Genomic DNA, 26,351 nt, shown 5'->3' with positions numbered 1-26,351 from the left:
CCGCGTTACTGGACCAGGACCTTCTTGCCCTGGCCGAGGAGTTTTTCCACTTTCTGTTGAATCCCGGAGAGCGCCGTCTTGAGTTGCGCTTCGGTCTCGATGCGGCCGCTGAAGAAATCGCTGACGCTGATGGTGACCAGCTGCTGGCCTTCGATGAGTTCCAGCATCTCGCGGACGGCCTGCTTGTAGTGCTGGGGACAGGCGCTGAGTTCCGAGCGTAGGAAGGGGATGCTGGTGGTGGCGGGCACCTGTGTCTCGGCGCGGCTTTCTAAGGGCTGGGCGATGCGGGCTTGCTGTTCGTCGTTGAGTTCACCCCAGGCGTCTTGGGCGTGCAGCTTGTCTAAGGCTTGCGAATAGGCATCGGCGCGGGCGTTCAGTGCCGCGTCAAAGCGTTGCTGGTATTCGCTGCGCAGGGCGGCGGCGGCCTGATCGATGGCAGCAAGCTCGCGGAAGAAGGTCTCGCGGGCCAGCAGGTCGGCCAGGGTGGCGGCGCGCTCGGCGAGCCCGTCGGGCAGATCGGGCTCCTGTTCGAGGAACGGCCAGTGGTCGTCGAGGGCTGTGCGGGCGTTCTTGAGGCCGAGCAGGGCCGGCTCGGTCAGGACTGATGTGAGGGCTGAGCCGCGCTTGATGGCTTCCTTGATGCCCTTGTAGGCGGCGTTGAAGGTGGTGATCGCGTCATCGTCGCTGCCGCCGCGGATGCTGCGCATCTGATCGAGCGCCTCCTGCAGCACCTCGGTACCGGGTAGGCGGTGGGTGAGGAGCCTGGTGAGGATCTCTTGCAGCGCCTCCTCGGCAGCGCCGACGGCCGCGCGAATGGTGGAGGCAATCACCCCTGCCTGCAGCTCCGGCAGTTGTTTGCCGAAGACGTCACGGAAGGCCTCTTCGGCCTGTAGCCAGTCCTCGATGTCGGTGCCGGAGACGCGCTTCTGGAAGGAACAGGCCTTGAACAGGTTGTTGCTGGTGAAGGTGGTTCTGGCGTCGGTGGAGAGCGCGTTCTCGATCACCGCACCCTTGCTGGTGGCGCGAATGGTACCGGCGCGCACCAGGCTGACGACGAACAGGCGCACCACGTCGAGGTTCCAGCCGAAGGGTTCCTTGGCGAACTCGTCGATCAGGTATTTGCCGCTGGCGATCTCGCCGTAGCTGGTCTTGTTCTCGATCCGGTCCAGCACCTCTTTCAATGCGCCGGTATCGGCGTTGATCACTGGCTGGCCGTTCTCGTCGCGGATCAGGCCGAGCTGGGCGAACACGGGCGTGATGCCACGCAGGCTCTCACTGGTGAGCAAGGATTCCAGGTCTTTGGTGCTGACCTTGGCGGCGCCCTCGGAGAAGCGGGTGTAGACGTCCGGCAGGACCTGGCCGAGCACCCGGTTGGCCGCCTTGGTGACCGTGTCGAGATGGTCGTCGGGGCTGCGGTCGTTGCCACGGAAGTAGATGGCGCCGGTGAGCATGGCCTGGTTCAGCAGGCGCTTGAGGTCGCTTTGGACGCGGCTCAGGCGTTGTTTTTCTTCGGTGACGAGGGCGGTTTCGTCCTTGGTGCGGGCGCCGCGCTCCTTGCGCGAGAGCATCTCCTTGGAGCGGTGCACCTCAGCGGTGATCCGTTCGATGTGATCGTCAAGACCAGCGACCCAAAAGACCTCTTGGGTGTCCTGCTGGCTGCGCGTGCGGGCCTCGGCGCCGCGGGTGGTGAAGTCGTCCCCGGCATCGGTGAAGGTGAGGTTAAAGCGGATGTCCTCCTCGACCAGGGAGCGGCCGTTGAAGGTGAGCCCGGCCTTGAAGATCTTGGCATCGGCGAGGTTGTGGCTAGGTCGGGGTTCCCACAACCCCGTCACCACCGCGGTGTACAGCCGGTTGATCTCCCCTGGATTGGCTTGGAGACGGGCGCGGGTGGTCTCCCAGTCATCCTCGGCCGGTGTCGGGATGCGGTATTGGCCCTCGTGCAGGCGGACCTTGTGGGCCGACACCAGCTGCTCCAGGGCCTGTTTGACATCGGGCAGCCGGGAATCGCCGGCAACGGTGTCGTGCAGTGTGGCGGCGATGTTCTCGGCGGTGCGGTGGATGTTCTGCACGTACTGCAGCAGGCAGATGGCCTTGGCGACCGGCTGGGCGAAGTGGTGTTCGACCTCGGTGCCGATGGCGGTGATCTTGCCGCGGATCTCACTGGGGATGTTGCCGGACACCAGGTCATAGATCTGGTCGATACGGGCGAGCGAGCCGACCGGCTTGTTGGCCAGGCCAACGGCGTTGTGGATGAGCAGTTGCTGGGCGAGCTTGATGATGGTGCGGTTGGCGCCGCCGACGTGCTTGCTGGCTCCGCCCTGAGTGCGCAGCCCGGAGACGACCTCGATGATGAGATCGATCTGGTAAGGCAGCAGCGGGTACAGCTCCATGAAGCGGTCGGTGGCGAGTTCTGGGAGCTTGATGTCCGCGGTCAGGTGGGTGTTGGCCATCAGCCGGCCGCTGTGGGTGGTAAAGAGGTCGCGGAGCAACTTCTCGGCGGCGGCGTTCTTCGACAGCACGCGTTTGCTGGTGACCTCGGAGATGTCGGCCGGCTCCAGATGGACCTGGCGTTCGCTGGGGAAGCGGTCCATCAGGCGGGCCAGCTCGACCCGCTTGTCGTCGAGGCCGCTGACCAGTTCGGTGAGCTTTTCCTGCGAGGTGACGATGAGCCAGGACTTGCCGCGTGAGATACGGCCGAGGCTCTGCACCACCCCTTGGAGATCGAGCATCTTCTGCACGTCGCGTGAGACGAACTGGCCGACCTCGTCGATGACAAAGACCAGGTTCTGGCGCTGGCGGCGGCGCTGCATCAGGTCGCGGCAGCGCTCAGCGAGTTTGCCCGCGGTGATGTCGGCCTTGTCCTGGGCGGCCTGGACCCAGCTGTCGGGGGTGGCGTAGCGGTTGGGGTAGAGCTTGTGCATCACCGCGCTCGCCTCGCCAAGGGAGAAGGCGATCAGGTCTTTGTTCTCATCCCAATCCTGGTCGAATTCCTGTTGGTAGGCGGCCTTGAAGGCGTCGAGCTCGCCCTTTTGCTCGAGGGTGATCTCAAGCTCGGCGAGGTCGAGGTCCTCCGCATAACCGAGATGCTTGAGGAAGAGCCGGTACATGATCTCGGTGATGCTCTGGTTGCCGCTGCGGATGCCGCGGTCGGTGGAGACATCGAAGATCACCGCATCGGTGGGGATCTGCTCGCTGATCTGTTTGAGTAAGACATGGATTTCGTTGTCGCCGGTGCGCTTGCCGATGAGTTCGGCGGCTGAGTCGCCAAGGACGGCGCGGTTCTGCAGGGCCAAGCCGAGCATCTTGGCGAAGCTGGACTTACCGGAGCCGAAGAACCCGGAGACCCAGATGCCGATGCCTTCATGGGGGTTGTTCTTGGTCTCCCAGTACTTGCGCAGGATGTTGCGGAAGTTGGTTCGGATGGCGTCGGTGACGATGTATTCGGTGATCTCGTCGTGGACGATCTGCTCGTCGTTCTGATCGACCTTGATGACTTCTTCGATCTCGCGTTTGATGTCGAGCGCGAAGAGTGTCTTGATCAGCTGCGCTGGGGTCTGTCCGTCTGCCATGGGTTCGCTTCCTAGAAGATTTTCGGCCGGTAGTTGTGTTCGGCGTCGAGCACGCTCATGAACCGCAGTCCGGCGGCACCGTCGAGGTCTCCGGGGTAGAACAGGATGGCCGGGATGTCGACCTTGCCCTTGAGCTGCTCAAGCAACGAGGAGGTGCGGTAGAACGGAAACAGCGCGCCGGCCCGTGTGATGAAGACGATGTCGACCAATGGGTCCGGGTTCTCTGGGAGTTGCTCGGCAACGAGCGCATCAAGCGACTGCCGGCCCGCGAGCATGTTGTGCAGGGTGTCAATCATCTTGTGCGTGCCGGTGCGTTTCTCGGCCATCTCGATCCGCTTGGCGGTGAGTCCGGCACGCTGCAGCGCCAAGTCCAGGCAGACGGCGAGCGAGATGGTGGTAACGCGCTTACCGGTCTGCTCCAGTCGCGTTCGCAGCAGGGTGACCTCGCCGCGCAGCGCAAATTCCACATCCGGCGGATAGCGGTAGATGGCGTAGGGCATGTTGTGGTAGGCGCTGAGCCGCGGACGCGGGTCGGGCTCGCGCAAGATGGGCTCGAGGTCTTGCGTCAGGCGCTGCTTCCAATCGCTCATGCGGCCATCTCCTCAACGAACGCAGCGGCCGAGCGGCAGGGTAAGGTCAGTTCCACCAGCGAGCCGGCGACCTCGTAGCGGAGCCTGCGGAACTGATGCAGACGCAGCAGCTCGCGTTCGACGTCTGCCGAGCTCATCAGAAAGAGTCTCCAGTCTGGCGATTGCACGACGTCCGCGGCGTTGCCGTGTTTGTCATACATCGCGTGGAGGAGGTACAGAAAGCTGTCTTCAGGGAGGTAGTAGGAGGTGAATTCGCGGACAGTCGAGCCCGTGAGGAGCCCGAAGTCTGTCGCCATGCGCAGAAGATCGCGGCCAGCTCGTTTGAGACCGTATTCGCTCAGCCCCTTGTTGCCTGCAGCTCGGGACGCGGTGATCGATTCCACGAACGGCAGCACGTCGGTAGTGCGCAACTGGTACACGCCAGCCACATACTCATTAAACAGCCACTCTGTTGCAAACCGGTAGTACAACTCGTCCACCTCGCCAGCATGCCAAAGCACGCAAGGGCGCCACTCATCAAAGCTGACCCGTTGTGCGAGTTTGATGAGACTGAGAATCCTCCGCTCATGGCGCCAGCGGCTGGAGATGGTTGATATCACCTCTTTCAGCCAGCCCTCGTTGTCTGCCGCGGGTGTATTCAGTTGACGCGCACGTACCATGTTTTCGTCAAACGACTGCGCAAAGTCCCAACCCATGGCCACTCTATGCGTATCTTCAAGCAACGCCCCTTTACGAACGAGACGTGTGGAAAGCTTGCGTCGATCTGAAACAGACCTCGGCCGGTTCAAATCAGCTGTCCACTCGCGCAAAGGGGATGGCGGGTTTAGCGGCCTCCCCATGGGAGAATGCGGCGGCGAGTAGTGTGATGGTGTCATCGTCGACCGAGCGCTCGCCGGGCAGTGCGACCGAGCGTCCTTCGGCAGAGCGGCGCATGCGGCTGATCTGCTCGGCTTGCTCAGGTTGGATTAGTTCGTGCGCATGCAGGGTATCAAGCAGATTGTCGGATGGTGCCTGGATAGACTCGAAGAAGTCAGCCCAGGACGCGCCGCCGTCGACCCATTCCGGCCAGCACGCCTCAAATTGCGCCTCAACGTCCGCAGGCAGGTGCCACAAGGTGATGCAACCAGGGATCGTAGGGAAGCGCTCTGCGCTGCGAGCCCGTGCGACTTCAAAGACCAATCGCGCCTGGGTGAATTGGTGCGTCTTCGGGAAGCCACGGCTCATCAGGAGCCTGCCCTTGCGGCTCAAGACGCCGTTGGTGTTCCACCAGCGGGCCGCGTCCATCTCGCCGTGACGGGCGACGACGAGGCGGAGCTTGAATAGCCGATCCAGGTCAATATTCGTTGCAAGCGCTGACACTTCAGTCCCCCCTTGGTTTTCTGACGAGCGCGATCTGAGCTGCGCAAGTCCGTCGAACCTTTACGACGCCCGGATCGCTGTCGGTCAATCTCGCCAAGCCGGACTCCCGCGGCGGCAACGCTTGATTCAAGCACCTTTGAGGTCCGTTGTCCACTGCTGAGAGGTCTCACGTCAAGACCTCGCCCCCCCCGCCCCTAACTGTTACAAGCCGGCTCCTCGGAGAGTGTCTTATGACTCTCTCGCCGAAGATTCGAGGCATGGGAATGCATATGGCTTGGCGCGAGGGGGATAACGGAAAACGTCCGGCAAACCTCTGCTGTAGCGTATTGGGATATCGTGCGGGAGCTAGCTGACGGTCGATGAGCGCTATCGCGACTTGCAACAAGTCGAACGCAATTTTAGAACCATGAAAACGGATTTCCTGGAGATCCGTCCGATTTTTCTCCGCAATGGCCAACGCACCAAAGCCCATGTGTTCGTGGCCATGCTGGCACTGAAAATCACCCGCCTGTTTCAATCCCTATTACATCGGGCCTTTGGTACCACCGATGATGATCCCCATGCCACAACCGTTGATGATGCATTAGTGGCGCTCAGTCGATTGACCTATTTGATCTACGAGGTCAAAGGCTGCCGTTATGCGCGGCTCATTCAACCTGATGAGGAGCAATGCAACCTCCTCGACGCACTCGGCCTGCGCTTCCCCCGCCAAACCGCCTTCCGAAGTGACGACACCGGACCATGAAGAACAAACGTCAGGCGTCGCAGCGCGCGGCAAACGCGGTCTACCGGCGGCGGATGACGTCTGATTTTCCAAGCGTTGCTTGACGCGCTGATAAGATGGGAAAGCCTCGGCGGAGTCTTCGCCGGGGCTCGTAGCCACTTGAACCAAGAGGCGGCAAAGGCTGCTCAGAGACGCCCCACTGTCGCTGTCAAAAGTGTAGCTGAGAATGTAGCTAAACCCTGACTCAACAGAAATATTTCTAATTAAAACAGGTAATTAGAGAAATTTAATGGCGGAGAGGGTGTCCGCTGTTACCCTGTCGCTAGTGTCTCGCACCATCTGATAAACGTCTGATATTACTGAGAGTCGCTGTCTTTATCGTCTGCTATTGTCTGGCAAGAGCCGATGCATGGTTGTATACTGGCTTGTATACCGACATCAGCGGAGGGTCAGACATGGCAGCCATTCACAAGCTCACAGACCGGCAGGCGCAGACCGCGAAGAAGACCATCAGCGACGGCGGCAACTTGTGGCTGGTGGTCGGTAAGACAGGCGCGCGCAAGTGGGTTTTTCGTTACAGCATCGGCGGCAAGTCGCGCGCGAAAGGGTTAGGCGCTTACCCGGAGACAACCCTGGCAGATGCGCGCGACCAGGCGGCTAAGGCGCGCGAGCAGCTCAAGGCCGGCGTCGACCCGCTTGATGCGCCAGTCGACCAGGATGATGCGGCGCCAGCGGTCCCGACCTTCACGCAAGCGGCGGCGCGCTTTATCCGTGGTCGCAAGCGGTCATGGTCTAACCCGAAGCATCGGCGGCAATGGGTGGCGACCATGCGGACCTACGCGCGGCCAGTCATCGGCAACAAGCCGGTCGACACCATCACAACAGCCGATGTCATTGCCATCCTCGACCCGATATGGCACTCCCGCACCGAGACGGCAAAGCGGGTGCAAGGCCGGGTGGAGAATATCCTCGACTTCGCAGCGGCGCATGGCTGGCGTGACCCGCTTAACCCGGCACGCTGGCGCGGACATCTCGACAAGCTCCTGCCGGCAGCATCGCGGGTGAAGAAGCAAAAGACAGGTGGAGTAACCCGTCATCATCCATCGCTGGACTATCGCGACCTCCCGGCGTTTTATCGCGAGCTAGTCGCCACCGAGGGTACAAGCGCGCTGGCGTTGCGCTGGCTGATTCTCACGGCGACCAGGACATCAGAGACGCTCAAGGCGACGTGGTCAGAGCTTGACCTTGATGCGGGTGTCTGGACTATCCCTGGCACTCGGATGAAGACCCGCATAGAGCACCGCGTCCCGCTCACTGATGAGATGCGCGCCATTCTCGACCAGCTCCCGCGTGTCGATGGTGAAGACTGGCTATTTCCGAGCACCCACAAAGGCAAGGCGCTGTCGAACATGGCACTCCTGATGCAGATGCGGCGCATGGGTTATGGCGTGAATGGCACGCGCGGAGATGCAGTCCCGCATGGGATGCGCGCGTCGTTTCGTTCGTGGTCGGGTGAAGTCTCGACCGCACCGCGCGAGATATGCGAAGCGGCGCTGGCGCATGCACTCGAAAGCAAGGTGGAGCAGGCGTATCAGCGCGGAGACCTCCTGGCGAAGCGGCGGCGCTTGATGGAGCAATGGTCAGACTGGTGCACCAGGCCAGCGGCGGAGGTGGTCGACCTGGCATCGCGGCGCGTGGTGGCCAGCGCATGACCATCCATCAGCGCAAAGCCTATGCATTGCGGCGAATGAGCGCGGCAGTTGACCGCGTCATCACTGGCCGTGGCGACCCGGACAATGCGCGGCGATGGGTCCGCGCGTGGGCATGGCATGCGGGTGTCCCGAGTGTCAGGCGCAAGGCCGGCTAATTTTCAACATCTGGCCAGATGCGACAGCGACACTTGCGACTCTTGCGACACTTGGCGGCATTCTTGGCGCGGGTGTCAGGCCAGCAAGACATCCTGTGCTGTCAGTCGCGCGTGACGTGAATTGACGCTGGTCAGTTTTGCAAGATATTGCGTCTCCAGACCCGCGCGACCACAACATATAGGGATTGACACCAGACAAAAGCGGGGTATTGTGGACATCTTAGGACAAAAAAAGACCGGAGGTGCTGGTAACACCATCCGGTCCCGTTGTCCGATAGGCTCGGACGGGCGCTGTTTGCACTGTGACCGCTCCGAGGCATCCTTGCCGGAGCGATAGGAAATTGGTCATCTGTGGATAAGTCTGGACTATAACAGACACTAACGGACGGCTACAAGACCCTGTCCCGCCGGTATCTTCAACTCCCGGAGATACTGTCCATGTCACAACCCACCATCATTCGACCCGCAGACATCAAGGCGGCCAGCGGCTATTCCCGCTCACACGCTTACAGCTTGATGAAGAGAGGCGAGTTTCCGCAGGCCGTCAAGTTAGGCGCGCGCGCTGTCGGGTGGCTCAAGTCCGACATTGACCAGTGGCTCGCGGAGCGCGTCAAGGCGTCCCGCACTGACCCGCAAAGCGCCGCATGAGGGTCAGACAATGCTCACAGACAACAAAGCCGTGGCGGCTGGCACCGCTCACGGCTCAATGAGTTATTGCGCGCTCAATTCTACCACCACCACCGACCCGGAGCCGTTTTCCCTGGCAGCTCCCGAGGTTTACACGGCACCATCACCGGGTGAGATAAAGACCCGCGTCGACATCCTCAAGGCCGGCGGCTGGACTCAGTCCGGCATTGTCGCGGAGGTGCGCGCGCGCGGCGTCAAGCTCGACACTGGCGACCTCAGTAACGCGATGCGCGGCAAGCATGGCAAGCGGCTGACAGATGCGCAGTGGCAGGCAATACAGGCGCTCGCGGTCGACCCTGATAAAGCAGGTAAAGAACAGGCCACCGACCCGGCACCCTACCACCGCGCGGCAGCAGATACGGCACAGGCGATGCGGCGCATGGCGGAGGCGCGGCGCTTTCTCGCCATCCTCGACCCGGAGGCGGAGTCATTCTGTTTTCAGACCTTTGATGACAGAGGCCGGCGGCGCGAGCTGGCGCGGACTATCCCAGGCGACATTGAGACAGTCTGGCCAGAGCTTGAGCGGCTCAACCAGGCCGGCGCGGGTGTTTTCGTCACCATCAATGAGACCCGAGGCCAGACCCGGCGCGCGGGCGACGTGGTCAGGGTCCGCGCGGTCTTTGCAGACTTCGACCCGCCGAAAACTGCACCAGCACCAGCACTCGCGGACTATCCGCTCCCGCCGGTCATGCTGGTGGAGTCCAGTCCTGGCAAGGCGCATGCTTACTGGCCAGTCGACGGCGTCGACCTCCTGCACTTCAAGCCGATGCAGCAGGCCATTGTCGCGCGGTTCAACTCCGACCCGCAGCCGGTCGACCTCCCGCGCGTCATGCGACTCCCAGGGTTTTTTCACAAGAAAGACCCGGACAACCCGCATCTGGTGCGCGTGGCGTGGTGTGATGAGCGGCAACCCTACCCGGCGGAGCAGGTGCGCGCGGCATTCGGTTTGAATGGCCATCAGCGCCAGCAAGAGGCACCGCAGCAGCAGACCACCGACCAGGCGGACGCGCGGCCAGCGCAGAATGAAGACCTCCTGGCGCAACTCCTGGCTGGCGCGGACATTCATCAGGCGGCGCTCACGATAGTCGGTCGCATGGTCGCGGACGGCGTCCCGGACGCTACCATCAAGGCGGTGTTTCAGGCGCTCGCGCTTCAAGTCGCAGCGGCCAGAGGTGCAGACCGCGCGGCGGCGCTATCAGGGTCCGAGCTTGCTCGTATGCTCGCGGGTGCGCGCGCGAAAGGCTATGGCGATGCGCAGCAACAGCCGGATGAGTGGCTGGCGCTTGAGCCGCTCGCGCGTCCCGGAGTCCCGGAGCCATACCCGGTCGACGCACTCCCAGAGCGTGTCAGAGCCGCAGTGTCCGAGGTGCAAGGGTTCGTTAAGGCACCGCTCCCGTTAGTGGCGACATCGGCGCTGAGCGCGCTGTCAGTGGCCATTCAGGCGCATGTCGACGTGGCACGCGCGGACAAGCTCACGGGTCCGAGCAGCTTGTTCACGCTGGTCATTGCCGACTCAGGCGAGCGCAAGAGTACGGTTGACGGGTTTTTCACGGCGGCTATTCGCGAGTATGAGGCGAAGCAAGCCGAGGCGATGAAGCCGGAGCTGGAAGACTACCGCGCAAAGCTCGCGGCGTGGGAAGCAGAGCGCGACGGCTATCTGGCAGGCATCCGGCAGGCGTCAAAGGCCGGGAAGCGCGACCAGGTGAAGAGCAACCAGCTCTCGCTACAAGACCTTGAGCACAGCAAGCCGGCGGAGCCGAGAGTCCCGCGACTGCTACGCGGAGATGATACTCCCGAGGCGCTGGCGTGGTCGCTGGCGAAACAATGGCCATCAGCCGGCGTGCTGTCATCCGAGGCCGGCGTCATTTTCGGCGCGCATGGCATGGGTAAAGACAGCGTCATGCGCAACCTGGCGCTGTTGAATGTGCTATGGGATGGTGGCCAGCATGATGTCGGCAGGCGGACATCGGAGAGCTTCACTGTCAAGGGTGCGCGCTTCACCGCAGCCCTGACGCACGACTTACCAGACCAAGGCGCTGGACGAGGAATTTCGAGAATTTTTGCGCCGAGTGAGGTGAAAACTGGACATTGGCGCCCGTGTGACGGAGCCTGCCGGAGCAAAAATCGCTGCCGCAGGACCTCTTGGCCATAGGGGGCCGCCGCCTGCGCTGTGAGCAAGCGGTAGGCTCTTGGCGATATTGAGCTCAGAGCAGACGCAATCGAAACGGTCGCTGCAGGCGCTGTTCCACCGCTTGGGGATCGAGCCAAGGGCCGGTGAGGGTATTGCGGATGAAGCCGATGGTGGCCTGCACCCCAAGCTGCACGAATAGCGCCGCCAGCTGCTTGGAGAAGCGCGCCAGGGTGTTGATCAGGTGCGCCAGACGCATCAGCAAATGATAGCCCTTCATCGCGTTCCACTGTTTGGCGAAGGCATGCTCATAGGCGTAGCCCTGATGCTTTTCGACCAGAAACGCCCCTTCGATGCCCCAGCGGTAGCGCGCCCCCAGGTTGCAGCGGGTATGCACATTGAGCCGGCCCATTAGGCAATGGGCGGGCGCGAGGAGAGCCAGACATGGCGGGCGTGCTTGGTGATGATCTCCGCGGTCTTGGGGTCCACCACCTGCCAATGTTCGTGGCAACTCACCACATGGACCTCAAGGAACTTCTTGCCATTGGGTCCATACTCGTAGCGAATCGCGTTGACCCACTGAAATTGCTGCTGACGCTCGCCCCAGTGCTGTGCGCAGCGATTCTCCGGCTGCTCGTGCGCCAAGCTGCGATACTCCTCCCACACGCTCGGCAGCGAGCCATCCTTGAGCACGATCATAAAATCCCAGTGATAGCGGCGGCAGCGTTCCATGATCGGTCCATTGGCATAGAGCCCATCGAGCAACACCATCACCGGCAGACGAGGAAAGGCGTTTTTAATGCGTTCGGCCAGACGGTGAAAGGCCTTGGTCTCGCAGTCCTGTTTGCGCTGTTCGCCCTGCTCTGGCGCATACTCGAGGAACTCGCTCATCAACGGGATCACCATCCCGTTGCGGAAACACAGACTCGCCTCCAGCACATAGACGTAGTACTGATAGTCCTGCTCCTCGTCGCTGTCGGGATCCACCTTGGGACCGACACGGCGTTGGGATAAATGCTCATCCCACAGCACGGGAAAAGCGAGTTTCCGCGAGCCATCGATCCCGATGGGGTAACAGTTGTTGATCAAGTAACGCGAGAAGGCTTTGTTGCGGATTAGCCGCCGGACGAGCTCAAGATGCGTTGTCTCGATGGCACTGATCTCCATGCGCGCGAGCAGGCGGTAGAGCGTATCGGCGTGCGGCAGGGAATCGAGTTGCGGGAACAGCAGCCGCAAATTGGCCTCGAACATCGGCCGGGTGAGCTCGCGATTGGCCGCGCGTCGTGAGCCATACTGAAACACAAAGACCAGAATCCCGTAGAGCATCAGGACGGTGAGTTTGTGTTTGACCTTTTTGGGGTGACGCGGATCGGGGATCTTGCCGAAGCGTTTGAGCAAGATCGGCAGCATCTGGCGCATGATCAAGATCAGCGTCGTCACCGCCTCGGTGCGCGCCGCGCGTTCCTCGGTATTGTCGCGGAAAGGGCAGGTGCGATTGGACGGGGTAGCGCTCGGCGGCGAAGTCAGGCCCGCTTCACGCTGCTGTTGGCGCAATTGCTTGTGCTGGTCTTTTTTTTTCTCGCTTGCGCTTTGATTTCCTCGCGTCCCGGACGCCGGCTGGGTTTGCTCATGGCGCGCTTTGACCTCGCAGTTGATGGGAACACAACAGGGTTCGAAACTCCGCCTGCAATGGCTTGGCAAACATCAGCTTGGGGCGGGTGTGGTAGGTTTTTCCCGGACGCACCAGGCCTCTCCCACTGGTGTGTCCCAGTAGCGTCCAACCGGCGGCGCGGTAACAGCTGCCGCGAAAGCGCTCGGGGTCGACGAAGGTCTCCAGCAGCAGCGGGCGGTAGCCCCAGCAGGCGTGCCAGTCCTCACCGATCTGCCGAGCCAGTTGCCCAAGCACATGACTGGCGAGATGGGGCACCTCAACGCCTGGGAAGATGAGAAAACGGCTGTTGTTGACCACCCAGGGCAGATTCGCCAGGCGCTGGCGTTCGCTCCACCCAATCCAACGGTCGCGTGCCGTCAGGGCCTTGGCGGCACCGCTCAGAAGCACGCAGCCCAGCCAATGCTCGCTGGATTCGATCAAGTAGCGTGCCCAATAGCCGAAGGGTTTTTTATAGCCCAGAGGATGACACTGCGCGAGGGCGTCATTGAAGCGGTGCTCATCGGCTCGGTCACTGACCAGGCGCAGGTGCACCGGTGCAAGCGCCGACAGTGAGCTAACCACGGATGGACGCTGCCGGGGAGCGCGAGCGACCGCTGCGGCCCGCGCGTGCGGGCCGGGATGACTGAAGCGTTCATCCAGGGCCGGGCGGCGTAACTCCCCGGCCGCTTCCAGACGGGCGAGCAGCTTGGAGCAGGCCTGAAACTTTGGCCGGCCCGCGGGCGTGAGCCAATCGAGGTGTTCGCACAGGGTGGCAGTGAGTTCCGTGCGCGATAATCCGGGGAAACGCTCGGCGAAGGTGCGAATGTAGGCCAGATTCTCGGGTGTGATGTCCCGACCCGCTTGCCGCCAGGTTGTTGGAGCTTTATCGAGCATGCGCTGACAATCCCTTCGCGAGAATGACTCAGGCTCGATTCTGGCATCATGCGCGAGCGTTGTCTAGCCGCTTTTGCGAAAACATTTTTTTCTGCCGGCCCATCAGCCCTTGCCACCTGTGGGGGCGAGTGGTTATGCGTCAGGGCTGACCCGGGGATGCTCGCGCACGCGGGCTTCAGTACAGGCGATATGAGGGGCGAGCACCTGCTTGGCGGTGACTTTTGGATGATTGAAAAACCGGTAGGCCGCGCGGGTCTCATACCAGCCGTTGCAAGCCCCGGGGATACTCTGTGTCGGCTTGGCGCCGAGGGAGGCGATCACCTGCTGGGCGCGCCGATTCAGGCGCGCTCATGCCACCACCCCCAACGCGGCGCGGAAGTCCGCCGCCAGCGGATAGACATAGACCGCACAAGCGCTACAGCGCGGCTTGATGGGTGCGGTCGGTTTTGCCCCGTCCGGTGGTCTCGCCCAGATAGTGCCAGTTGGCGGCACGGTAGCAGGTCCCGGCAAAGCGTGGGATTTCCACGAAGGTCTCCAGCAGCACCACGCGCTCGCCATAGCGGGCGGGAAAGTCGATGGTGACTTGCCGCGCGGCCAGGGCCAGCACTTTGGAGGCGAGGTGCTTGACTTGCACCCAAGGCAGAATCAAAAAGCGCGCATTGTTGAGCACCCGTCCTAGGTGCGCTTGGCGCTGGGCGGGCGTCCAGCCAATCCAGTGGTCGCGGGCGGCGACTTTCCAGGCCGCCGCGCCAAAGCCGATGGCGCCGAGCAGGCCGCCATCGAACTGGATCAGGTAGCGCAGCTGCGCCCCGGGCAGTGGGCTGTAGCCGAGGTAGTGATAGCATTCGATGAGGCTATTCCAACAGTGCGAGGTACGCCGGTCACTGACGCTCACCAAGTGCAAACCGCTGAGGGCGCGCAGCGGAGCAGACACCGGGACCGGCTCGGGCCAAGTCTCGGGGCGCGCGCGGTATCGGCGCCCATTGCCATTGCCGCCGCTCGGCGGTGGCAGTTCGATGAGCCCGGCGCGATGCAGACGCAGCAACCCCACGCGGGCACTCATGAGCTTGGGGCGGCCTTGGAGATCGGTCCACTCCAACGCGCGACACACCCGCCGGGCGATCTCCGCGCGCAGCGGCGGCTGCGCTCGGGTAACCTCTTGGCGAATGCGCGCTAAGTCGGTCTCGTTGAAGGGGCGCCCACATAAGCGACTTGGAATGCCTTGTCCAGGGTCTTCCGTCCCGTCGGTCATGATGATGGGACAGCATCTCAGCAGATCTCGGGAGCTGTGTCCAGCCCTGGGCGACGCTGGGGGCGGGAGATATGGGTAATGGTATGTCCATGACCTGGCGGGCTGGCGCAAGGAGCGGTTGCCGCAACGACCCACCGGCATCATGACCATTCCGCCAGACTGGGTGTGCGAGATTCTCGCCCCCGGTCACGAGCGAAAAGATCGGGTTATGCACTTCATCCGCCTGCAACGGGCCGGCGTGCCCTTCTATTGGATCATCGCCCCGCAAGAGCGCGCCCTGATCGCCTATGCGCTGGATGCGGGCGCCTATCGTGCCGTTTTCACCGCCAAGGGAGTGGGGGAGACGGCTGTTAAGGGCTGTATTCCGCCTTTCATGGAGATCGAGATTGATCTCGGGCTGCTGTTCGGGCAGCCGCACTGATGCCTAGCCATTGCTTGATTGAAGTCAGACACCCATCACCCACGAACCTGCCCCAGATTCTCGACAAACCACTGATAGGTTTGTGCCAGTCCTTGCTCGAGCTCGATACGCGACTGCCAGCCGAGACCGCGCAGGCGGCTGACATCGAGCAGCTTGCGTGGTGGGCCGTCGGGCTTGGTGCTGTCGAAGCGGATCTGGCCCTGGTAGCCGGTCACGCGCCGGATGGTTTCGGCGAGTTCGCGGATGGAGAGATCGACGCCGCTGCCGACATTGACATGAGAACACATCGGCTCGGTCAGCTCGGCATGGCGCTCGGGGGCGAGGTTCATCAGATAGACACAGGCATCGGCCATGTCGTCGACATGCAGGAATTCGCGCAAGGCGTTGCCGCTGCCCCAAACCTCGACCTCGGGCGCCTGGTCGCATTTGGCCTGGTGGAATTTGCGCAGTAGTGCCGGGATGACGTGGCTTTCGCGCGGATGAAAATTGTCGCCGGGGCCGTAGAGATTGGTTGGCATCACGCTGCGGAAATCGGTGCCGTACTGGCGGTTGTAGGATTCGCACAACTTGATGCCGGCGATCTTGGCCACCGCATAGGGCTCGTTGGTGGGTTCGAGCGGGCCGCTCAGCAGGGCGCCTTCCACCATCGGCTGGGGCGCGAGGCGTGGGTAAATGCAGGAGCTGCCGAGGAACAGCAGCCGCTCGACCCCGTGGCGCCAGGCGGCGTGAATCACATTGGCCTGAACCATGAGGTTCTGATAGATAAACTCGGCCGGTAGGTGTTCATTGGCCCAGATGCCGCCGACCTTGGCCGCCGCGAGATAGACCTGCCGCGGGCGTTGCTCGGCGAAGAAGGTCTCGACCGCGGCGGTATTGGTCAGATCCAGTTCCGCGCGGGTGCGGGTAACTGGCTCGATTTGGGTTTGGTCCGCGAGGCGGCGGAGGATGGCGGAGCCGACCATGCCGCGGTGTCCGGCGATGAAGATTTTCATTGCAACTCCTTAAAGTCCGGTGCGGGTGGTGGCTTGGCCTGTGGTGGTTGTCGAGGGTGTGCCGGCTAAAGCCGGCGCTCCCAGTTTGCCGGCTGAAGCCCGCGCACCTGTTGTTACTCTCGCCACACCAGATTATAAAGATCATGCCGCCGGTCTTTCAGGTTTTGCACCGTCCCTGAGTAGCGCGCCTCGCGCAAATCGGCCAGGCGCAGGTCGGCGAAGGCGACCGTCTCGACATTGGGGGTGGTATCGGCGGCGATGCCGTCGCGCGCGAAGGGAAAATCGCAGGGGGTGAGGATGCAGCTCTGGGCGTATTGGATGTCCATGTTGGCGACATTCGGCAGATTGCCGCAGTTGCCGGACATGACCACATAGCATTGGTTCTCCACGGCGCGCGCCTGGCAGCAGTAGCGGACCCGCAGATAGGACTGGCGCTCGTCGGTGCAAAAGGGCACGAAAATAATATTGGCGCCCTGGTCGGCGAGATGGCGCGATAGCTCGGGAAACTCCGCGTCGTAGCAGATCAGCACCCCGATGGGCCCGCAGTCGGTGTTGATGGTGGAGAGCTCATGGCCGCCCTCGATATTCCACCAGTAGACCTCATTCGGGGTCGGGTGAATCTTGGCTTGCTCGTGAATCTCCCCACCGCGCAGGCAGACGTAGCAGATGTTCTCGACCCGCCCGTTGGGCATTTTCGTCGGGTGCGAGCCGCCAATGATGTTGATGTTGTAGCGCACCGCCATGTCGCGCAAGGCGGTTTTAATGGGGTCGGTCCAGCGCGTCAGCGCCTCGATGGCCTCGGAGGGGGAGAGCTCCTGATCCTCCATCGACAGCAGTTGCAGGGAAAATAATTCCGGAAAGACGCAGAAGTCGGAGCGGTAATCGGCGGTGACATCGACGAAATAGCGCAGCATCTCGACGAAGTCCTCGAAGGACTTGACCCGCCGCTGTTGATACTGCACGGTCGCCACCCGCACGGTGTCGGTCAGGCGCCCGCCGAAGGGCTTGGCGCGCGCTTCTTCCTTCTCATCCGGAGCCTGCGGATTGCGCCACAGCAAATGCACGCCATAGCCGAGCGACTGGCGATCCTCGTTCCAGTACTCCGGCAGCAAGCCAATAAACGCAAAATCGTTGCGCAGCTGAAAGGTCAGCACCGGGTCTTTCTCGCGGCCTTGTACGATGGCCTCGATATACTCCTCGGGCTTGGCGAAGCGCTCCATGGCGGTGGCCAGGGTGGGCAGGCGCCCGCCGTAGACAATGCCGCGCAGGGCCCAAGCCTGGACCAGCTTCTTGCGCTCGTCGTAGAGTCGCTGGCCAATGCGCAGGCCGCGAAAGTCCGGATCGACGCACACCTCCATGCCGTAGAGATAGTCGCCATTGGGATCGTGGCGGGTGGCGTAGCCGCCGCCGGTGATCCAGTTCCAGGTGTGGGGCTTGAGGGCGATCTCGCCGCTAATGAGAAAACTCGAGCAGAAACCGATCAGAGTGCCCTCATATTCAGCGATAAACTGCCCCTCGGGGAACTTGTTAATCTGCCCGCGCAGCATGCTGGCGCTGTAGCTGCTCACCCCACTGCCGGCATAGGCGCGCGCGAACAGCTTGCGAATGTTAGGGATGTCCGCCGGTGTGGGGTTGCGCACGACAACCTGCGCGGCGGTGTCTGGTACCTGGCTCATGGCGCTTTGGACTCACATTCGTGGCAAAGTCTTATCTTGACAGTTTTTCACGGACCTTTCCCACATGCATCATCAATCGACCACCAGTGCGCCACCAGAGCGTCCCGCCACCCGCAACCCGCGCGCGCTGCTGCGGCTGCTGCGCTTTGCCAAACCCTACGGTTTGCATCTGTTCGGTGCCCTGCTGGCGCTGCTGGTTGCGGCGGGTTCGGTGCTGACCTTTGGCCAGGTGATCCGCACTGTGGTGGATTCGGGGCTCAGTACCGGCTCGCTCGCGGCGCTCAATCAGGCGTTGGTGTTTTTTCTTGCCGTGGTGGTGTTAACCGCCGCCGCCATTGTCGCGCGCAGCTACTTGCTTAACTGGATTGGCGAGCGGGTGGTGGCGGATATCCGTCAGGCGGTGTTCGAGCGCGTGCTGCACCTGGATATCGGTTATTTTGAGAGCGTGCGTGCCGGCGAGGTCATCAGCCGGCTGACCAGCGACACCGCGCTGTTACAGGTGGTGGTCGGCTCGACCCTGGCCATGGTGTTGCGCACCTCGCTACTGGTCATCGGCGGGGTGGTGATGCTCGCCATCACCAGCCCGGCGCTCACCGCTCTGGTGCTGCTCGGCGTGCCCTTGGTGGTGGGACCGAGTTGGCTGCTGGGCTCGCGGGTGCGCAAACTCTCGCGCGCCAGTCAAGATCGGGTGGCGGACATCGGCGCCTATGTCGATGAAGCCGTGCATGGTATTCGCACCGTCCAGGCCTTTAATCATCAACCCATTGACAACCAGCGCTATGCCGATCAGGTCGAGCGCGCCTTTCGCGTGGCCATGCAACGCTCGGTCAGCAGCGCGCTGCTCTCCGGTATCGCCACCCTGCTCACCTTCGGCGCCATCGGCGCCGTGCTCTGGGTTGGTGGTCGCCAGGTGTTGGCGGAGACCCTCAGCGGCGGGGATCTTTCGGCGTTTTTGTTCTATGCGGTGCTGGTGGCCGGTTCGGTGGGCTCGCTGAGCGACCTGCTCGGGCAGCTGCTGCGCGGCGCCGGGGCGAGCGAGCGGCTGATGGAACTGCTCAGCCTGGAGCCAGCGGTCGTTAGCCCGGTACAGCCCACGGCCCTGCCACAACCGGCACGCGGCGCCGTGCGCTTTGAGCAGGTGCGTTTTTGTTATCCGAGCCGCCCGGAGACACCGGCTGCCGATGGTCTGAGCCTGGCCATTCAACCCGGCGAGCGGGTGGCGCTGGTTGGCCCCTCGGGCGCGGGTAAATCCACCCTGTTCGCCCTGCTGCTGCGCTTTTATGATCCGCAGGCCGGTTGCATTCGCTTCGACGGGATTGACCTGCGTGCGCTCGATCTGCGCGACCTGCGCGGCCAGATCGCCCTGGTGCCGCAGGATCCGGTGATTTTCGGCGCCAGTGCCTGGGAGAATATCCGTTATGGCCTGGATTCGGCCAGCGACGAGGATGTCCGCCGCGCTGCCGCGGCTGCCCATGCCGATGTCTTTCTTGAGCGGCTGCCGCAAGGCTTCGATACCTATCTGGGCGAGCGCGGCGTGCGCCTGTCCGGCGGCGAGCGCCAGCGCATCGCCATTGCCCGAACCATTTTGCGCAATCCGGCGCTGCTGCTGCTCGATGAGGCCACCAGCGCGCTGGATGCCGAGAGTGAGCGCCTGGTGCAGGACGCGCTTGAGCATCTAATGCAGGGGCGCACCAGCATGGTCATTGCCCATCGGCTGGCAACGGTGCGCAATGCTGATCGCATTCTGGTGCTGGACCAGGGGCGCATTGTCGCCAGCGGTCCCCATGCCAGCCTGATGCGCGAGGATGGACTCTATGCGCGCCTCGCGTCCTTGCAGTTTCAGGATGCGGCAGTGACTCACCGATAACGTCTACCCGCAGCTTGATGTGCTTTGCTGAAATATTCAGAATTGTAAGGAGTTGCCAAGATGGTGAAGGAGATTTTTGGGACATTCCGTGACAGCTCGCCCGCGCGGATTTGGCGAAGCCATTCGCCGCTCCAGTTCGCCTGGCTGCTGGTCGTGCCGCTCTTGCTCGGTGGCTGCTTCGACCCGGGGGAGAAAGGCAGTTTTGGGGTGGCGCAACAGGGTTTGTACGACGCGAATCTCAGCAGCGATGCCAGCGCGCTGGTGGCCGCTTCGATCAACCAGGGCGGCAGTTTCTGGGATCTGGCCAGCAAGGCGCGGCGTTTTAACTGGAACCACCATGGCGAGAAGCCCACGGTGCTGGTCGCGGTGGCACTCGCCGGCGATGCCAGCTATGCGGTCACGGTCGATCAGGCGCCCATCATGGTTCTGTGGGATGCCAAGACCGGCCAGGCGCTGCAGAGTTGGATGCTGCCACACGAGATCAGTTCATTGGCGTTGGCCGATGCCGGTCGGCGTCTGCTGATTGGCACCGCCAACAACGAAGCGCTGGTGTTCGATCTGCGTCGTGGCGGCATTGAGCATCGTCTGTCGCACGCGGAAGAAGTCAATGACGTGGCCATCTCAGCTGACGGCAGGCTAGGGCTCACAGTCTGTGACGATGACTATGCGCGCTTGTGGGATCTGCAACAGGCCAAGGAACTGCACCGCTGGGAACTCGACAACAATGGCATGACCGCCGCGCTGTCGCCGAGCGGGCGCCATGCTTTCGCGGCCGGGCAAAGTGCGCGCGCGGCGGTCTGGGACACCCGCAGCGGCGCCTTGCTGTTTGAGCTGAACCCCTTCCAGAAATGGATGGGACGCGGCATCACCTACAGTTCAGCGGTCTTCTCGCCGCGCGAGGACGAACTCCTGACCGGCAGTGTCACTGGTCATGTCAAGCGCTGGTCGCTCGGCAGCGGCCAGCCGCTTGAGCATTGGATCCTGGGCCGCCGTAGCTGGATTACCCCCTCGGCGGTCAAGCTGATTGCCCTGGCCTACGCGCGCAACGGTGATTACCTTGCCGTTGGCAGCAATGGTCTGGTCTATGTACTCGGGCCAGGGTCCGGTTAAGAATCATGATCCCAGCCACCGCCAAAACTGCGGCAGTGGATTCAGGGTCGCGGCGACTGGCCGCGCGCTCACACCCGGAACTGACCAACCAGGCTCTGCAGGCGGGCAGCCAACTGGGCGAGTTCTCCGCTGGCGGCACTGATCTGGTTGGCGCCCGAGGCGGACTGATCCACGGCCTCCGAGATGACATGGATATTTCGGTTGATCTCCTCGGCCACGGCGCTTTGCTCCTCGGCCGCGCTGGCGATCTGATGATTCATGTCAGTGATGCTTGAGACGGCGCTATTGATGGTTTGCAGGGATTCTCCACCCTGTCTGGCCTGCGCGACCGCCTCGCTCGCTTTCGCCTGCCCCTGTTCCATGGCCGCAACCGCGTTGTTGGAGCCAGTCTGCACCCGTTGGATTTTCTCCTGAATGTCCTGGGTGGAGACCTGGGTGCGACTGGCCAGGGTGCGCACCTCATCGGCCACCACGGCGAAGCCGCGACCCTGCTCGCCAGCACGTGCCGCCTCAATGGCGGCATTGAGGGCGAGCAGATTGGTCTGCTCGGCGATGCCGCGAATCACATCCAACACGGCGCCGATTTCCACGCTGTCGGCCGACAACCGCGAGATAATGTCTCCGGCGCTCTCGACCTCGTGCGCGACAGCCTCAATGGCCTTGATGGTCTTGCCGACCACCTCGGTACCAGCATGGGTTTCGCGGTCCGTCTCCTGGGTGGCACGGGCGGCCTCGGCGGCATGACGCGCGACTTCTTCCACGGTGGCCGTCATCTGGTTGATGGCGGTCGCGACCTGATCGATCTCATGCTGCTGACGGCCGACATGCCGCGAGGTCTCGCCGCTGGTTAGCGACAGCTCCTCGGCGGCCGAGGCGAGCTGAGCGGAGGCGCCGGCGATGTCGCGCACCAGGGTTTGCACCTTATCGACAAAGGCATTAAAGGCTTGCGCCAGGTCGGCCAGCTCATTGTGGCCATCCGCGTCCAGCCGCTGAGTCAGGTCGCCATCGCCGGCGGCAATCTCATGCAGGCGCCCGAGTGTGGCGCGCAGGGGGCCGGTGATGCTTTTGCTAATACCCCAGGCGATGCCGAAACCGATCAACAGCATCAGCGCGCCTATGCCGAGCTGGGCAAGCAAGGCATTGCGGTAGGCGTTGGCTGCGGCGGTGCGGTCCACCAGCAGTTCCACAACACCGATGGCCTGACCCGAGTAATCGGTTATTTCACGTGCATAAATGAACACTGGTTGCTCGCCGACATGGGCCGCGCGGGTGACGACCTCGCCGGCCAGGGCCGCGCGCAGTTCCTCGGGTTCAAGCAGGGTATCGCCGGCGATGGTACCGGCAAAGGTCTCGAAGCCGCGATCCTTGGCCAGGTGCAGCGCACTGGGCACCTGAAAATCTTCCAGGAAGGCATCAAAAAATGGTTGTCCGAAGGAGATGCCGAACTCCACCACGCCGAGATGCTGGCCTTGGTGAAACATGGGATAAACGCCTCTGATGCCAAGCCCGGCGACGCCCCGCTCCAGACCCATCACGGATTTGCGGGTCTGATTGGCGGCGACCACGGTGCCGCGCATGTCCCTGAGGTCATCGCCATGCTTCTCTGGCATGTGCACGCGTAGGAAAGAGGTTGCCGGAGGCCTCAGAAACTGGAACTGGCGGACATTCTGCTCTTGTTTCAGGAGCGCGAATTCGTCCTGGGTCAGTTCAAGCAGGCGTTCGCGATCGCCCTCGGCAAAGGCGCGCTGCACCTCTGGCCTGCTAGCCTGGGCGGCGCTGAGCGCGAGCGCGAGATTGCCCTGATCTTTCAAGGCGGCCTGGAAGGATTGGAACAGGCCGCGCGCAAAGCAGGTCTGGTTTTCAGTGGTGATGTCGCTTAGTTTGCCAAGCTGAATCGGCAGTAGCACACCCAGAGTCAGGAATAAAATGAGCGCGGAGCCAAGTAGGATGCGCGAGCCGATGGTCAAATTCTTCAGCATGTTTTTCTCTCTCCGGCGCTGAAAGTACAGCATATGGGACAAGTAAGCGAAGGCGCTGCCTTAGTTATAGCTTGTTTTTCAGATAATTCTGCAAGAATCTTTGTTCAATTTCTAGTTTGAAGCTGGTTTTTCAACTCAGGACGCCGCGGTTGTGAGCAAAAATTTTCTGCCCCAGATGACAAACTGGGCCTGCGCGCTTGGTCAAGCTTTGCTATGGTAAGAGAAGGCAAGGCGAGGGGTCGCCTTCTGCCGCCATGCCGTCAGTCACGGCGTGCCGCCGCCCGCCCGGGCTTGCGAGCCGCCAACGGCAGTCTTATGTGCAAGCCAATGTTGCAAGCCATCGTTGCAAAGCCGGCCTTGCCAGGCCAGCGCCATTAGAACCGAAGCGCCTGACCCCCCCAGTCAGGGCTCAGTCAGTACTAGCACCAAAGGCCAGCTTTGTGGCCTTCAGCCTGAGTCAACGGGTTTCGCCACCCGGCTTGCTAACTGGGCCTTGTGCCCAAGTTTAATGAACTTTCCTAGGGTTACCGGGTGCTGCGGCCATGTCAAGCAGTCCCGATAGACTGTAACAACCGACCAATCGGACCAGTTGAGAGATCAGCCACGAGCTGAATCTATCGCTCCATGAGTGAAAGCCAAACGACCTCCCCGCGCCGCCGTCTGCGTGCGCTCAGGGATATTCCGGATCAAGACAGAACCGATGAGCAGTGGGATGAGCTCAATGAGCTCGAGATCATGCTCGCGCCCGTCAATCGCCTTGCACCCCTGCCGGGTGGTGAGCACAATTCCGCGGACCAATCACGCACGCGACCAACGCGAACGAGCGGTACCCGTGCCAATGGTGCCCACTCGCCCGCCAGCCGCCCAACGGGTGCACGCTCGAGCAGTCCGCGCTCCAATCATGGGGTGCGCCCGAACGCGAATCCCAACGCGAACCCCAACGCCCAGGCAAATGCGAGAAAAGGCCATGGTCCGCGCGGCACCGGCGCGGATGTGCAGGCAGCAGCCGCGGCCGGGGTGCCAGCCCCGACCGCGGCACAGCGGCGCAAGCCGGCCAAGCGCCCGCGAAAAAAGCCCCGCGGCGCTGGTCCGGCCGAGGGAGCCTGAGGTGGATTGGCGGGCTGACCACCGCTCAATGCCGTAAACAGCGTTTCAGCGGTAGGACCGAGCCATAGGTCTCAGGCCCGCATCCGTGCGGTTGATGGCCTTTACTTGACCTTCATGCCTGGGGTGGCGCCGCTATCCGGCGAGAGCAGAAAGAGATCCTTGCCGCCCGGCCCGGCCGCCAGCACCATGCCCTCGGACACCCCAAAGCGCATTTTGCGTGGAGCGAGATTCGCCACCATCACCGTCAGGCGACCGGTCAGGGATTCAGGCGTATAGGCAGCCCGGATGCCGGCGAACACCTGACGCTCCTCGCCGCCCAAGTCCAGGCGCAGCCGCAAGAGTTTATCGGCGCCCTCGACCAAACTGGCCTCCACAATGCGGGCGATGCGCAAGTCGACCTGGGTAAAGGTGTCGTAATCGATGCTGTCCGCGAGCGGTGGGTCCAGGCTGGCAACGGGCGGAGTGACCTGAACAGCGCCCGGCGTGGCCGCCAGATCCACGCGCGAGGCGGCCAGCATGGCGTCGATCTGGCTGCGTTCAATGCGCGTCATCAGCGGTTTGAACGTCTCGATGCGATGATCCAACAGTGGTTTGGGCAGGGCCTCCCAGGTCAAGGGCTCGATGCGCAAGAATTCCTCCGCGGCCTCGGCGGTGCCAGGCAGCACCGGGCGCAGCCAGCCGATCAGCAGCCGAAAGAGATTCAATCCCAGGGTGCAGACGCCATGCAATTCGGCGACGCGCTCCGGCGCCTTGGCCATCACCCAGGGCGCCTGCTCGTCGATGTATTGGTTTGCCCGGTCGGCCAGTGCCATGATCTCGCGCATCGCCCGTGCCAGCTCGCGCTGGTCATAGGCGCGCGCGATGCTCTCGCCGGCGGCGACAAACTCCGCAAAAAGCGCCGGCTCCGGCAGGCTCGCGGCCAGGCGTCCGTCAAAGCGTTTGTGAATGAAGGACGCCGTGCGGCTGGCGATATTGACGATCTTGCCGACCAGGTCGGCATTCACCCGTGCCTGAAAGTCCTCCAGACTCAGATCAATATCGTCCACCCCAGGGCCGAGCTTGGCGGCGAAGTAATAGCGCAGATACTCGGGGTTGAGATGCTCCAGATAGGTGCTTGCCTTGATGAAAGTCCCGCGCGACTTGGACATCTTTTGTCCGTCGACGGTGAGAAACCCGTGGGCGAAGACCGCCGTTGGCGCGCGAAAATCCGCGCCATTGAGCATCGCCGGCCAAAACAGGGCGTGGAAGTAAATAATATCCTTGCCGATAAAGTGATAGAGCTCGGCGCTTGAATCCTTCGCCCAGAAGCGGTCAAAGGCAAGCCCCGGCGTGCGTTCGCACAGGTGCTGAAAGCTCGCCATGTAGCCAATGGGCGCGTCGAGCCAGACATAGAAAAACTTACCCGACGCATCCGGAATCTCGAAGCCGAAATAAGGCGCGTCGCGCGAAATGTCCCACTCCTGCAGGCCGGCATCGAACCACTCATCAAGCTTGTTGGCGACCTGTTTTTGCAGACCACCACCGCGCGTCCAGTCGCGCAGCATCGCCTCGAAATCCGCGAGCTTGAAGAAAAAATGCTCTGACCGACGCATTTCGGGCACCGCGCCTGACACGGCCGAGCGCGGGTTTTTCAGCTCCGCCGGCGAGTAGCTGGCACCACAGGCCTCGCAATTGTCGCCATACTGATCAGCCGCGCCACACTTGGGGCAGTCACCCTTGATGAAGCGATCCGGCAGGAACATCTTCTCGACCGGGTCATAGGCCTGCTTGATCTCGCGCCGGGCGATATGGTCCTGGTCACGGTTGCGGTTGTAGATGAGTTCGGCAAAATGGCGGTTCTCCGCCGAATGGGTCGAGTGATAGTTGTCAAAGTTAATGCGAAAGGCGGCAAAATCCGCCTTGTGCTCGGCCGCCACCCGCTCGATCAGCGCCTCGGGCGCAATACCCTCGGCACGCGCCTTGAGCATGATGGGTGTGCCATGGGCGTCATCGGCGCAGACGTACCAGCAGTTGTGGCCGCGCATTTTCTGAAAGCGTGCCCAAATGTCGGTCTGGATGTATTCGACCAGATGCCCGATATGAATGGGGCCATTGGCGTAGGGCAGGGCGCTGGTGACAAGGATGTCGCGGACTTGGGTCATGATGCTCCGTTACGGGGTTGTTCGGTCGCTGTAGAGAGGGATTTGGACGATGCGGCGCGAGGCGCGCGTATGCCCTCATTATCGGGCAGCCTGGGTGTCAGCGACAAATCCGGCCCGGCACTTGAATGTGAACTGGTCCGATGCTCGCCCCGAGCATCGCAAGAGCGGTGGTTTTCTCCCGGTCGTCGGCAAAGGCCGACTCGGTGGCGGATTCCAAGGTCACTTGCTCGTAGATGGACTTCCAGACCTGTGAGTAATCATGCTTACCGCGCCGGGCCGCATCCCCCAAGTCGTTCTTGAACTCAAAGGGGCTGAGCAGGCCGAACAATCTTTCGGG

At 62.3% G+C, this 26,351-nt stretch carries 22 protein-coding genes; 8 read left to right on the top strand and 14 right to left on the bottom strand.

The features are described from left to right. Positions 1–5: 5 nt before the first annotated feature. The 4 genes from brxC to Thiowin_RS24770 form a co-directional block, all read right to left on the bottom strand. A complete protein-coding gene (gene brxC / locus Thiowin_RS24785; RefSeq protein WP_328985650.1) occupies positions 6–3,569 on the bottom strand; it encodes a BREX system P-loop protein BrxC in 3,564 nt (1,187 codons plus the stop codon). Between the two features lie 11 nt (positions 3,570–3,580). After that, positions 3,581–4,159, bottom strand: coding sequence for a BREX protein BrxB domain-containing protein (locus tag Thiowin_RS24780; protein ID WP_328985649.1), 579 nt, complete (start codon positions 4,157–4,159; stop codon positions 3,581–3,583). Further along, positions 4,156–4,854, bottom strand: a complete 699-nt coding sequence (locus tag Thiowin_RS24775) for a BrxA family protein (protein ID WP_408034134.1) — start codon at positions 4,852–4,854, stop codon at positions 4,156–4,158. Before Thiowin_RS24775 ends, Thiowin_RS24780 begins: the two co-directional genes overlap by 4 nt. A gap of 94 nt (positions 4,855–4,948) precedes the next feature. Beyond that, positions 4,949–5,518 carry a BrxE family protein gene (locus Thiowin_RS24770; RefSeq protein ID WP_328985647.1) on the bottom strand — a complete coding sequence of 190 codons (570 nt, stop codon included), beginning with the start codon at positions 5,516–5,518 and terminating at the stop codon, positions 4,949–4,951. A gap of 406 nt (positions 5,519–5,924) precedes the next feature. Here Thiowin_RS24770 and Thiowin_RS24765 point away from each other — a divergent pair, with 406 nt between their 5' ends. From Thiowin_RS24765 to Thiowin_RS24750, 4 genes are all read left to right on the top strand, one after another. Beyond that, positions 5,925–6,263, top strand: a complete 339-nt coding sequence (locus Thiowin_RS24765) for a hypothetical protein (RefSeq protein WP_328985646.1) — start codon at positions 5,925–5,927, stop codon at positions 6,261–6,263. A gap of 434 nt (positions 6,264–6,697) precedes the next feature. Next, positions 6,698–7,954 (top strand): tyrosine-type recombinase/integrase, encoded by a 1,257-nt coding sequence (locus Thiowin_RS24760; protein WP_328985645.1) that lies wholly within the window; start codon positions 6,698–6,700, stop codon positions 7,952–7,954. Between the two features lie 593 nt (positions 7,955–8,547). Continuing rightward, entirely contained in the window at positions 8,548–8,757 is a 210-nt protein-coding gene (locus Thiowin_RS24755; protein WP_328985644.1) for a helix-turn-helix transcriptional regulator, read from the top strand. A gap of 10 nt (positions 8,758–8,767) precedes the next feature. Next, positions 8,768–10,948 (top strand): DUF3987 domain-containing protein, encoded by a 2,181-nt coding sequence (locus Thiowin_RS24750; RefSeq protein WP_328985643.1) that lies wholly within the window; start codon positions 8,768–8,770, stop codon positions 10,946–10,948. Between the two features lie 52 nt (positions 10,949–11,000). On the opposite strand, the gene Thiowin_RS24745 is transcribed toward Thiowin_RS24750, so the two are convergent. The 5 genes from Thiowin_RS24745 to Thiowin_RS24725 form a co-directional block, all read right to left on the bottom strand. After that, entirely contained in the window at positions 11,001–11,336 is a 336-nt protein-coding gene (locus Thiowin_RS24745; protein ID WP_328985642.1) for a hypothetical protein, read from the bottom strand. Further along, the gene (locus Thiowin_RS24740; protein WP_328985641.1) at positions 11,336–12,478 is read right to left on the bottom strand and encodes a transposase family protein; all 1,143 of its coding nucleotides are present in this window, start codon (positions 12,476–12,478) and stop codon (positions 11,336–11,338) included. Before Thiowin_RS24740 ends, Thiowin_RS24745 begins: the two co-directional genes overlap by 1 nt. A gap of 73 nt (positions 12,479–12,551) precedes the next feature. Further along, positions 12,552–13,469 (bottom strand): Druantia anti-phage system protein DruA, encoded by a 918-nt coding sequence (locus tag Thiowin_RS24735; RefSeq protein ID WP_328985640.1) that lies wholly within the window; start codon positions 13,467–13,469, stop codon positions 12,552–12,554. A gap of 132 nt (positions 13,470–13,601) precedes the next feature. After that, complete coding sequence (locus tag Thiowin_RS24730; RefSeq protein ID WP_408034133.1) at positions 13,602–13,790, bottom strand: IS4/Tn5 family transposase DNA-binding protein; 189 nt, start codon at positions 13,788–13,790, stop codon at positions 13,602–13,604. A gap of 94 nt (positions 13,791–13,884) precedes the next feature. Further along, complete coding sequence (locus Thiowin_RS24725) at positions 13,885–14,721, bottom strand: Druantia anti-phage system protein DruA (protein ID WP_328985639.1); 837 nt, start codon at positions 14,719–14,721, stop codon at positions 13,885–13,887. A gap of 118 nt (positions 14,722–14,839) precedes the next feature. On the opposite strand from Thiowin_RS24725, the gene Thiowin_RS24720 reads away from it, so the two are divergent. Then, positions 14,840–15,142: a Uma2 family endonuclease gene (locus Thiowin_RS24720; protein ID WP_328985638.1), complete on the top strand. Its 303-nt coding sequence runs from the start codon at positions 14,840–14,842 to the stop codon at positions 15,140–15,142. Positions 15,143–15,177: 35 nt separating this feature from the next. Here the strand turns inward: Thiowin_RS24720 and fcl are convergent, their stop codons facing one another. Then, entirely contained in the window at positions 15,178–16,134 is a 957-nt protein-coding gene (gene fcl, locus Thiowin_RS24715) for a GDP-L-fucose synthase (RefSeq protein ID WP_328985637.1), read from the bottom strand. Positions 16,135–16,247: 113 nt separating this feature from the next. Continuing rightward, entirely contained in the window at positions 16,248–17,810 is a 1,563-nt protein-coding gene (locus tag Thiowin_RS24710; protein WP_328985636.1) for a bifunctional GNAT family N-acetyltransferase/carbon-nitrogen hydrolase family protein, read from the bottom strand. 64 nt (positions 17,811–17,874) lie between these two features. On the opposite strand from Thiowin_RS24710, the gene Thiowin_RS24705 reads away from it, so the two are divergent. Both Thiowin_RS24705 and Thiowin_RS24700 read left to right on the top strand, forming a co-directional pair. Then, positions 17,875–19,677 carry an ABC transporter transmembrane domain-containing protein gene (locus tag Thiowin_RS24705; protein ID WP_328985635.1) on the top strand — a complete coding sequence of 601 codons (1,803 nt, stop codon included), beginning with the start codon at positions 17,875–17,877 and terminating at the stop codon, positions 19,675–19,677. 60 nt (positions 19,678–19,737) lie between these two features. Further along, positions 19,738–20,787 carry a WD40 repeat domain-containing protein gene (locus Thiowin_RS24700; RefSeq protein ID WP_328985634.1) on the top strand — a complete coding sequence of 350 codons (1,050 nt, stop codon included), beginning with the start codon at positions 19,738–19,740 and terminating at the stop codon, positions 20,785–20,787. A 68-nt stretch (positions 20,788–20,855) separates the two neighbouring features. On the opposite strand, the gene Thiowin_RS24695 is transcribed toward Thiowin_RS24700, so the two are convergent. Then, positions 20,856–22,766: a methyl-accepting chemotaxis protein gene (locus tag Thiowin_RS24695; RefSeq protein WP_328985633.1), complete on the bottom strand. Its 1,911-nt coding sequence runs from the start codon at positions 22,764–22,766 to the stop codon at positions 20,856–20,858. Positions 22,767–23,390: 624 nt separating this feature from the next. On the opposite strand from Thiowin_RS24695, the gene Thiowin_RS24690 reads away from it, so the two are divergent. Continuing rightward, on the top strand, positions 23,391–23,873 hold the full coding sequence (locus tag Thiowin_RS24690) for a hypothetical protein (RefSeq protein WP_328985632.1): 483 nt from the start codon (positions 23,391–23,393) through the stop codon (positions 23,871–23,873). A 101-nt stretch (positions 23,874–23,974) separates the two neighbouring features. On the opposite strand, the gene metG is transcribed toward Thiowin_RS24690, so the two are convergent. Next, complete coding sequence (gene metG, locus Thiowin_RS24685) at positions 23,975–26,014, bottom strand: methionine--tRNA ligase (protein WP_328985631.1); 2,040 nt, start codon at positions 26,012–26,014, stop codon at positions 23,975–23,977. Positions 26,015–26,111: 97 nt separating this feature from the next. Then, positions 26,112–26,342 (bottom strand): hypothetical protein, encoded by a 231-nt coding sequence (locus Thiowin_RS24680; protein ID WP_328985630.1) that lies wholly within the window; start codon positions 26,340–26,342, stop codon positions 26,112–26,114. Positions 26,343–26,351 lie beyond the last annotated feature (9 nt).

This window comes from Thiorhodovibrio winogradskyi, assembly GCF_036208045.1.
Taxonomy (GTDB): domain Bacteria; phylum Pseudomonadota; class Gammaproteobacteria; order Chromatiales; family Chromatiaceae; genus Thiorhodovibrio; species Thiorhodovibrio winogradskyi.
This window is presented reverse-complemented; position numbering and strand designations above follow the sequence as displayed.

Coding starts and splice junctions, on each gene's coding strand:
- brxC (WP_328985650.1), bottom strand. CDS start 3,569: ATGGCAGACGGACAGACCCCAGCGCAGCTGATCAAGACACTCTTCGCG.
- Thiowin_RS24780 (WP_328985649.1), bottom strand. CDS start 4,159: ATGAGCGATTGGAAGCAGCGCCTGACGCAAGACCTCGAGCCCATCTTG.
- Thiowin_RS24775 (WP_408034134.1), bottom strand. CDS start 4,854: ATGGGTTGGGACTTTGCGCAGTCGTTTGACGAAAACATGGTACGTGCG.
- Thiowin_RS24765 (WP_328985646.1), top strand. CDS start 5,925: ATGAAAACGGATTTCCTGGAGATCCGTCCGATTTTTCTCCGCAATGGC.
- Thiowin_RS24760 (WP_328985645.1), top strand. CDS start 6,698: ATGGCAGCCATTCACAAGCTCACAGACCGGCAGGCGCAGACCGCGAAG.
- Thiowin_RS24755 (WP_328985644.1), top strand. CDS start 8,548: ATGTCACAACCCACCATCATTCGACCCGCAGACATCAAGGCGGCCAGC.
- Thiowin_RS24750 (WP_328985643.1), top strand. CDS start 8,768: ATGCTCACAGACAACAAAGCCGTGGCGGCTGGCACCGCTCACGGCTCA.
- Thiowin_RS24745 (WP_328985642.1), bottom strand. CDS start 11,336: ATGGGCCGGCTCAATGTGCATACCCGCTGCAACCTGGGGGCGCGCTAC.
- Thiowin_RS24735 (WP_328985640.1), bottom strand. CDS start 13,469: ATGCTCGATAAAGCTCCAACAACCTGGCGGCAAGCGGGTCGGGACATC.
- Thiowin_RS24725 (WP_328985639.1), bottom strand. CDS start 14,721: ATGACCGACGGGACGGAAGACCCTGGACAAGGCATTCCAAGTCGCTTA.
- fcl (WP_328985637.1), bottom strand. CDS start 16,134: ATGAAAATCTTCATCGCCGGACACCGCGGCATGGTCGGCTCCGCCATC.
- Thiowin_RS24710 (WP_328985636.1), bottom strand. CDS start 17,810: ATGAGCCAGGTACCAGACACCGCCGCGCAGGTTGTCGTGCGCAACCCC.
- Thiowin_RS24705 (WP_328985635.1), top strand. CDS start 17,875: ATGCATCATCAATCGACCACCAGTGCGCCACCAGAGCGTCCCGCCACC.
- Thiowin_RS24700 (WP_328985634.1), top strand. CDS start 19,738: ATGGTGAAGGAGATTTTTGGGACATTCCGTGACAGCTCGCCCGCGCGG.
- Thiowin_RS24695 (WP_328985633.1), bottom strand. CDS start 22,766: ATGCTGAAGAATTTGACCATCGGCTCGCGCATCCTACTTGGCTCCGCG.
- Thiowin_RS24690 (WP_328985632.1), top strand. CDS start 23,391: ATGAGTGAAAGCCAAACGACCTCCCCGCGCCGCCGTCTGCGTGCGCTC.
- metG (WP_328985631.1), bottom strand. CDS start 26,014: ATGACCCAAGTCCGCGACATCCTTGTCACCAGCGCCCTGCCCTACGCC.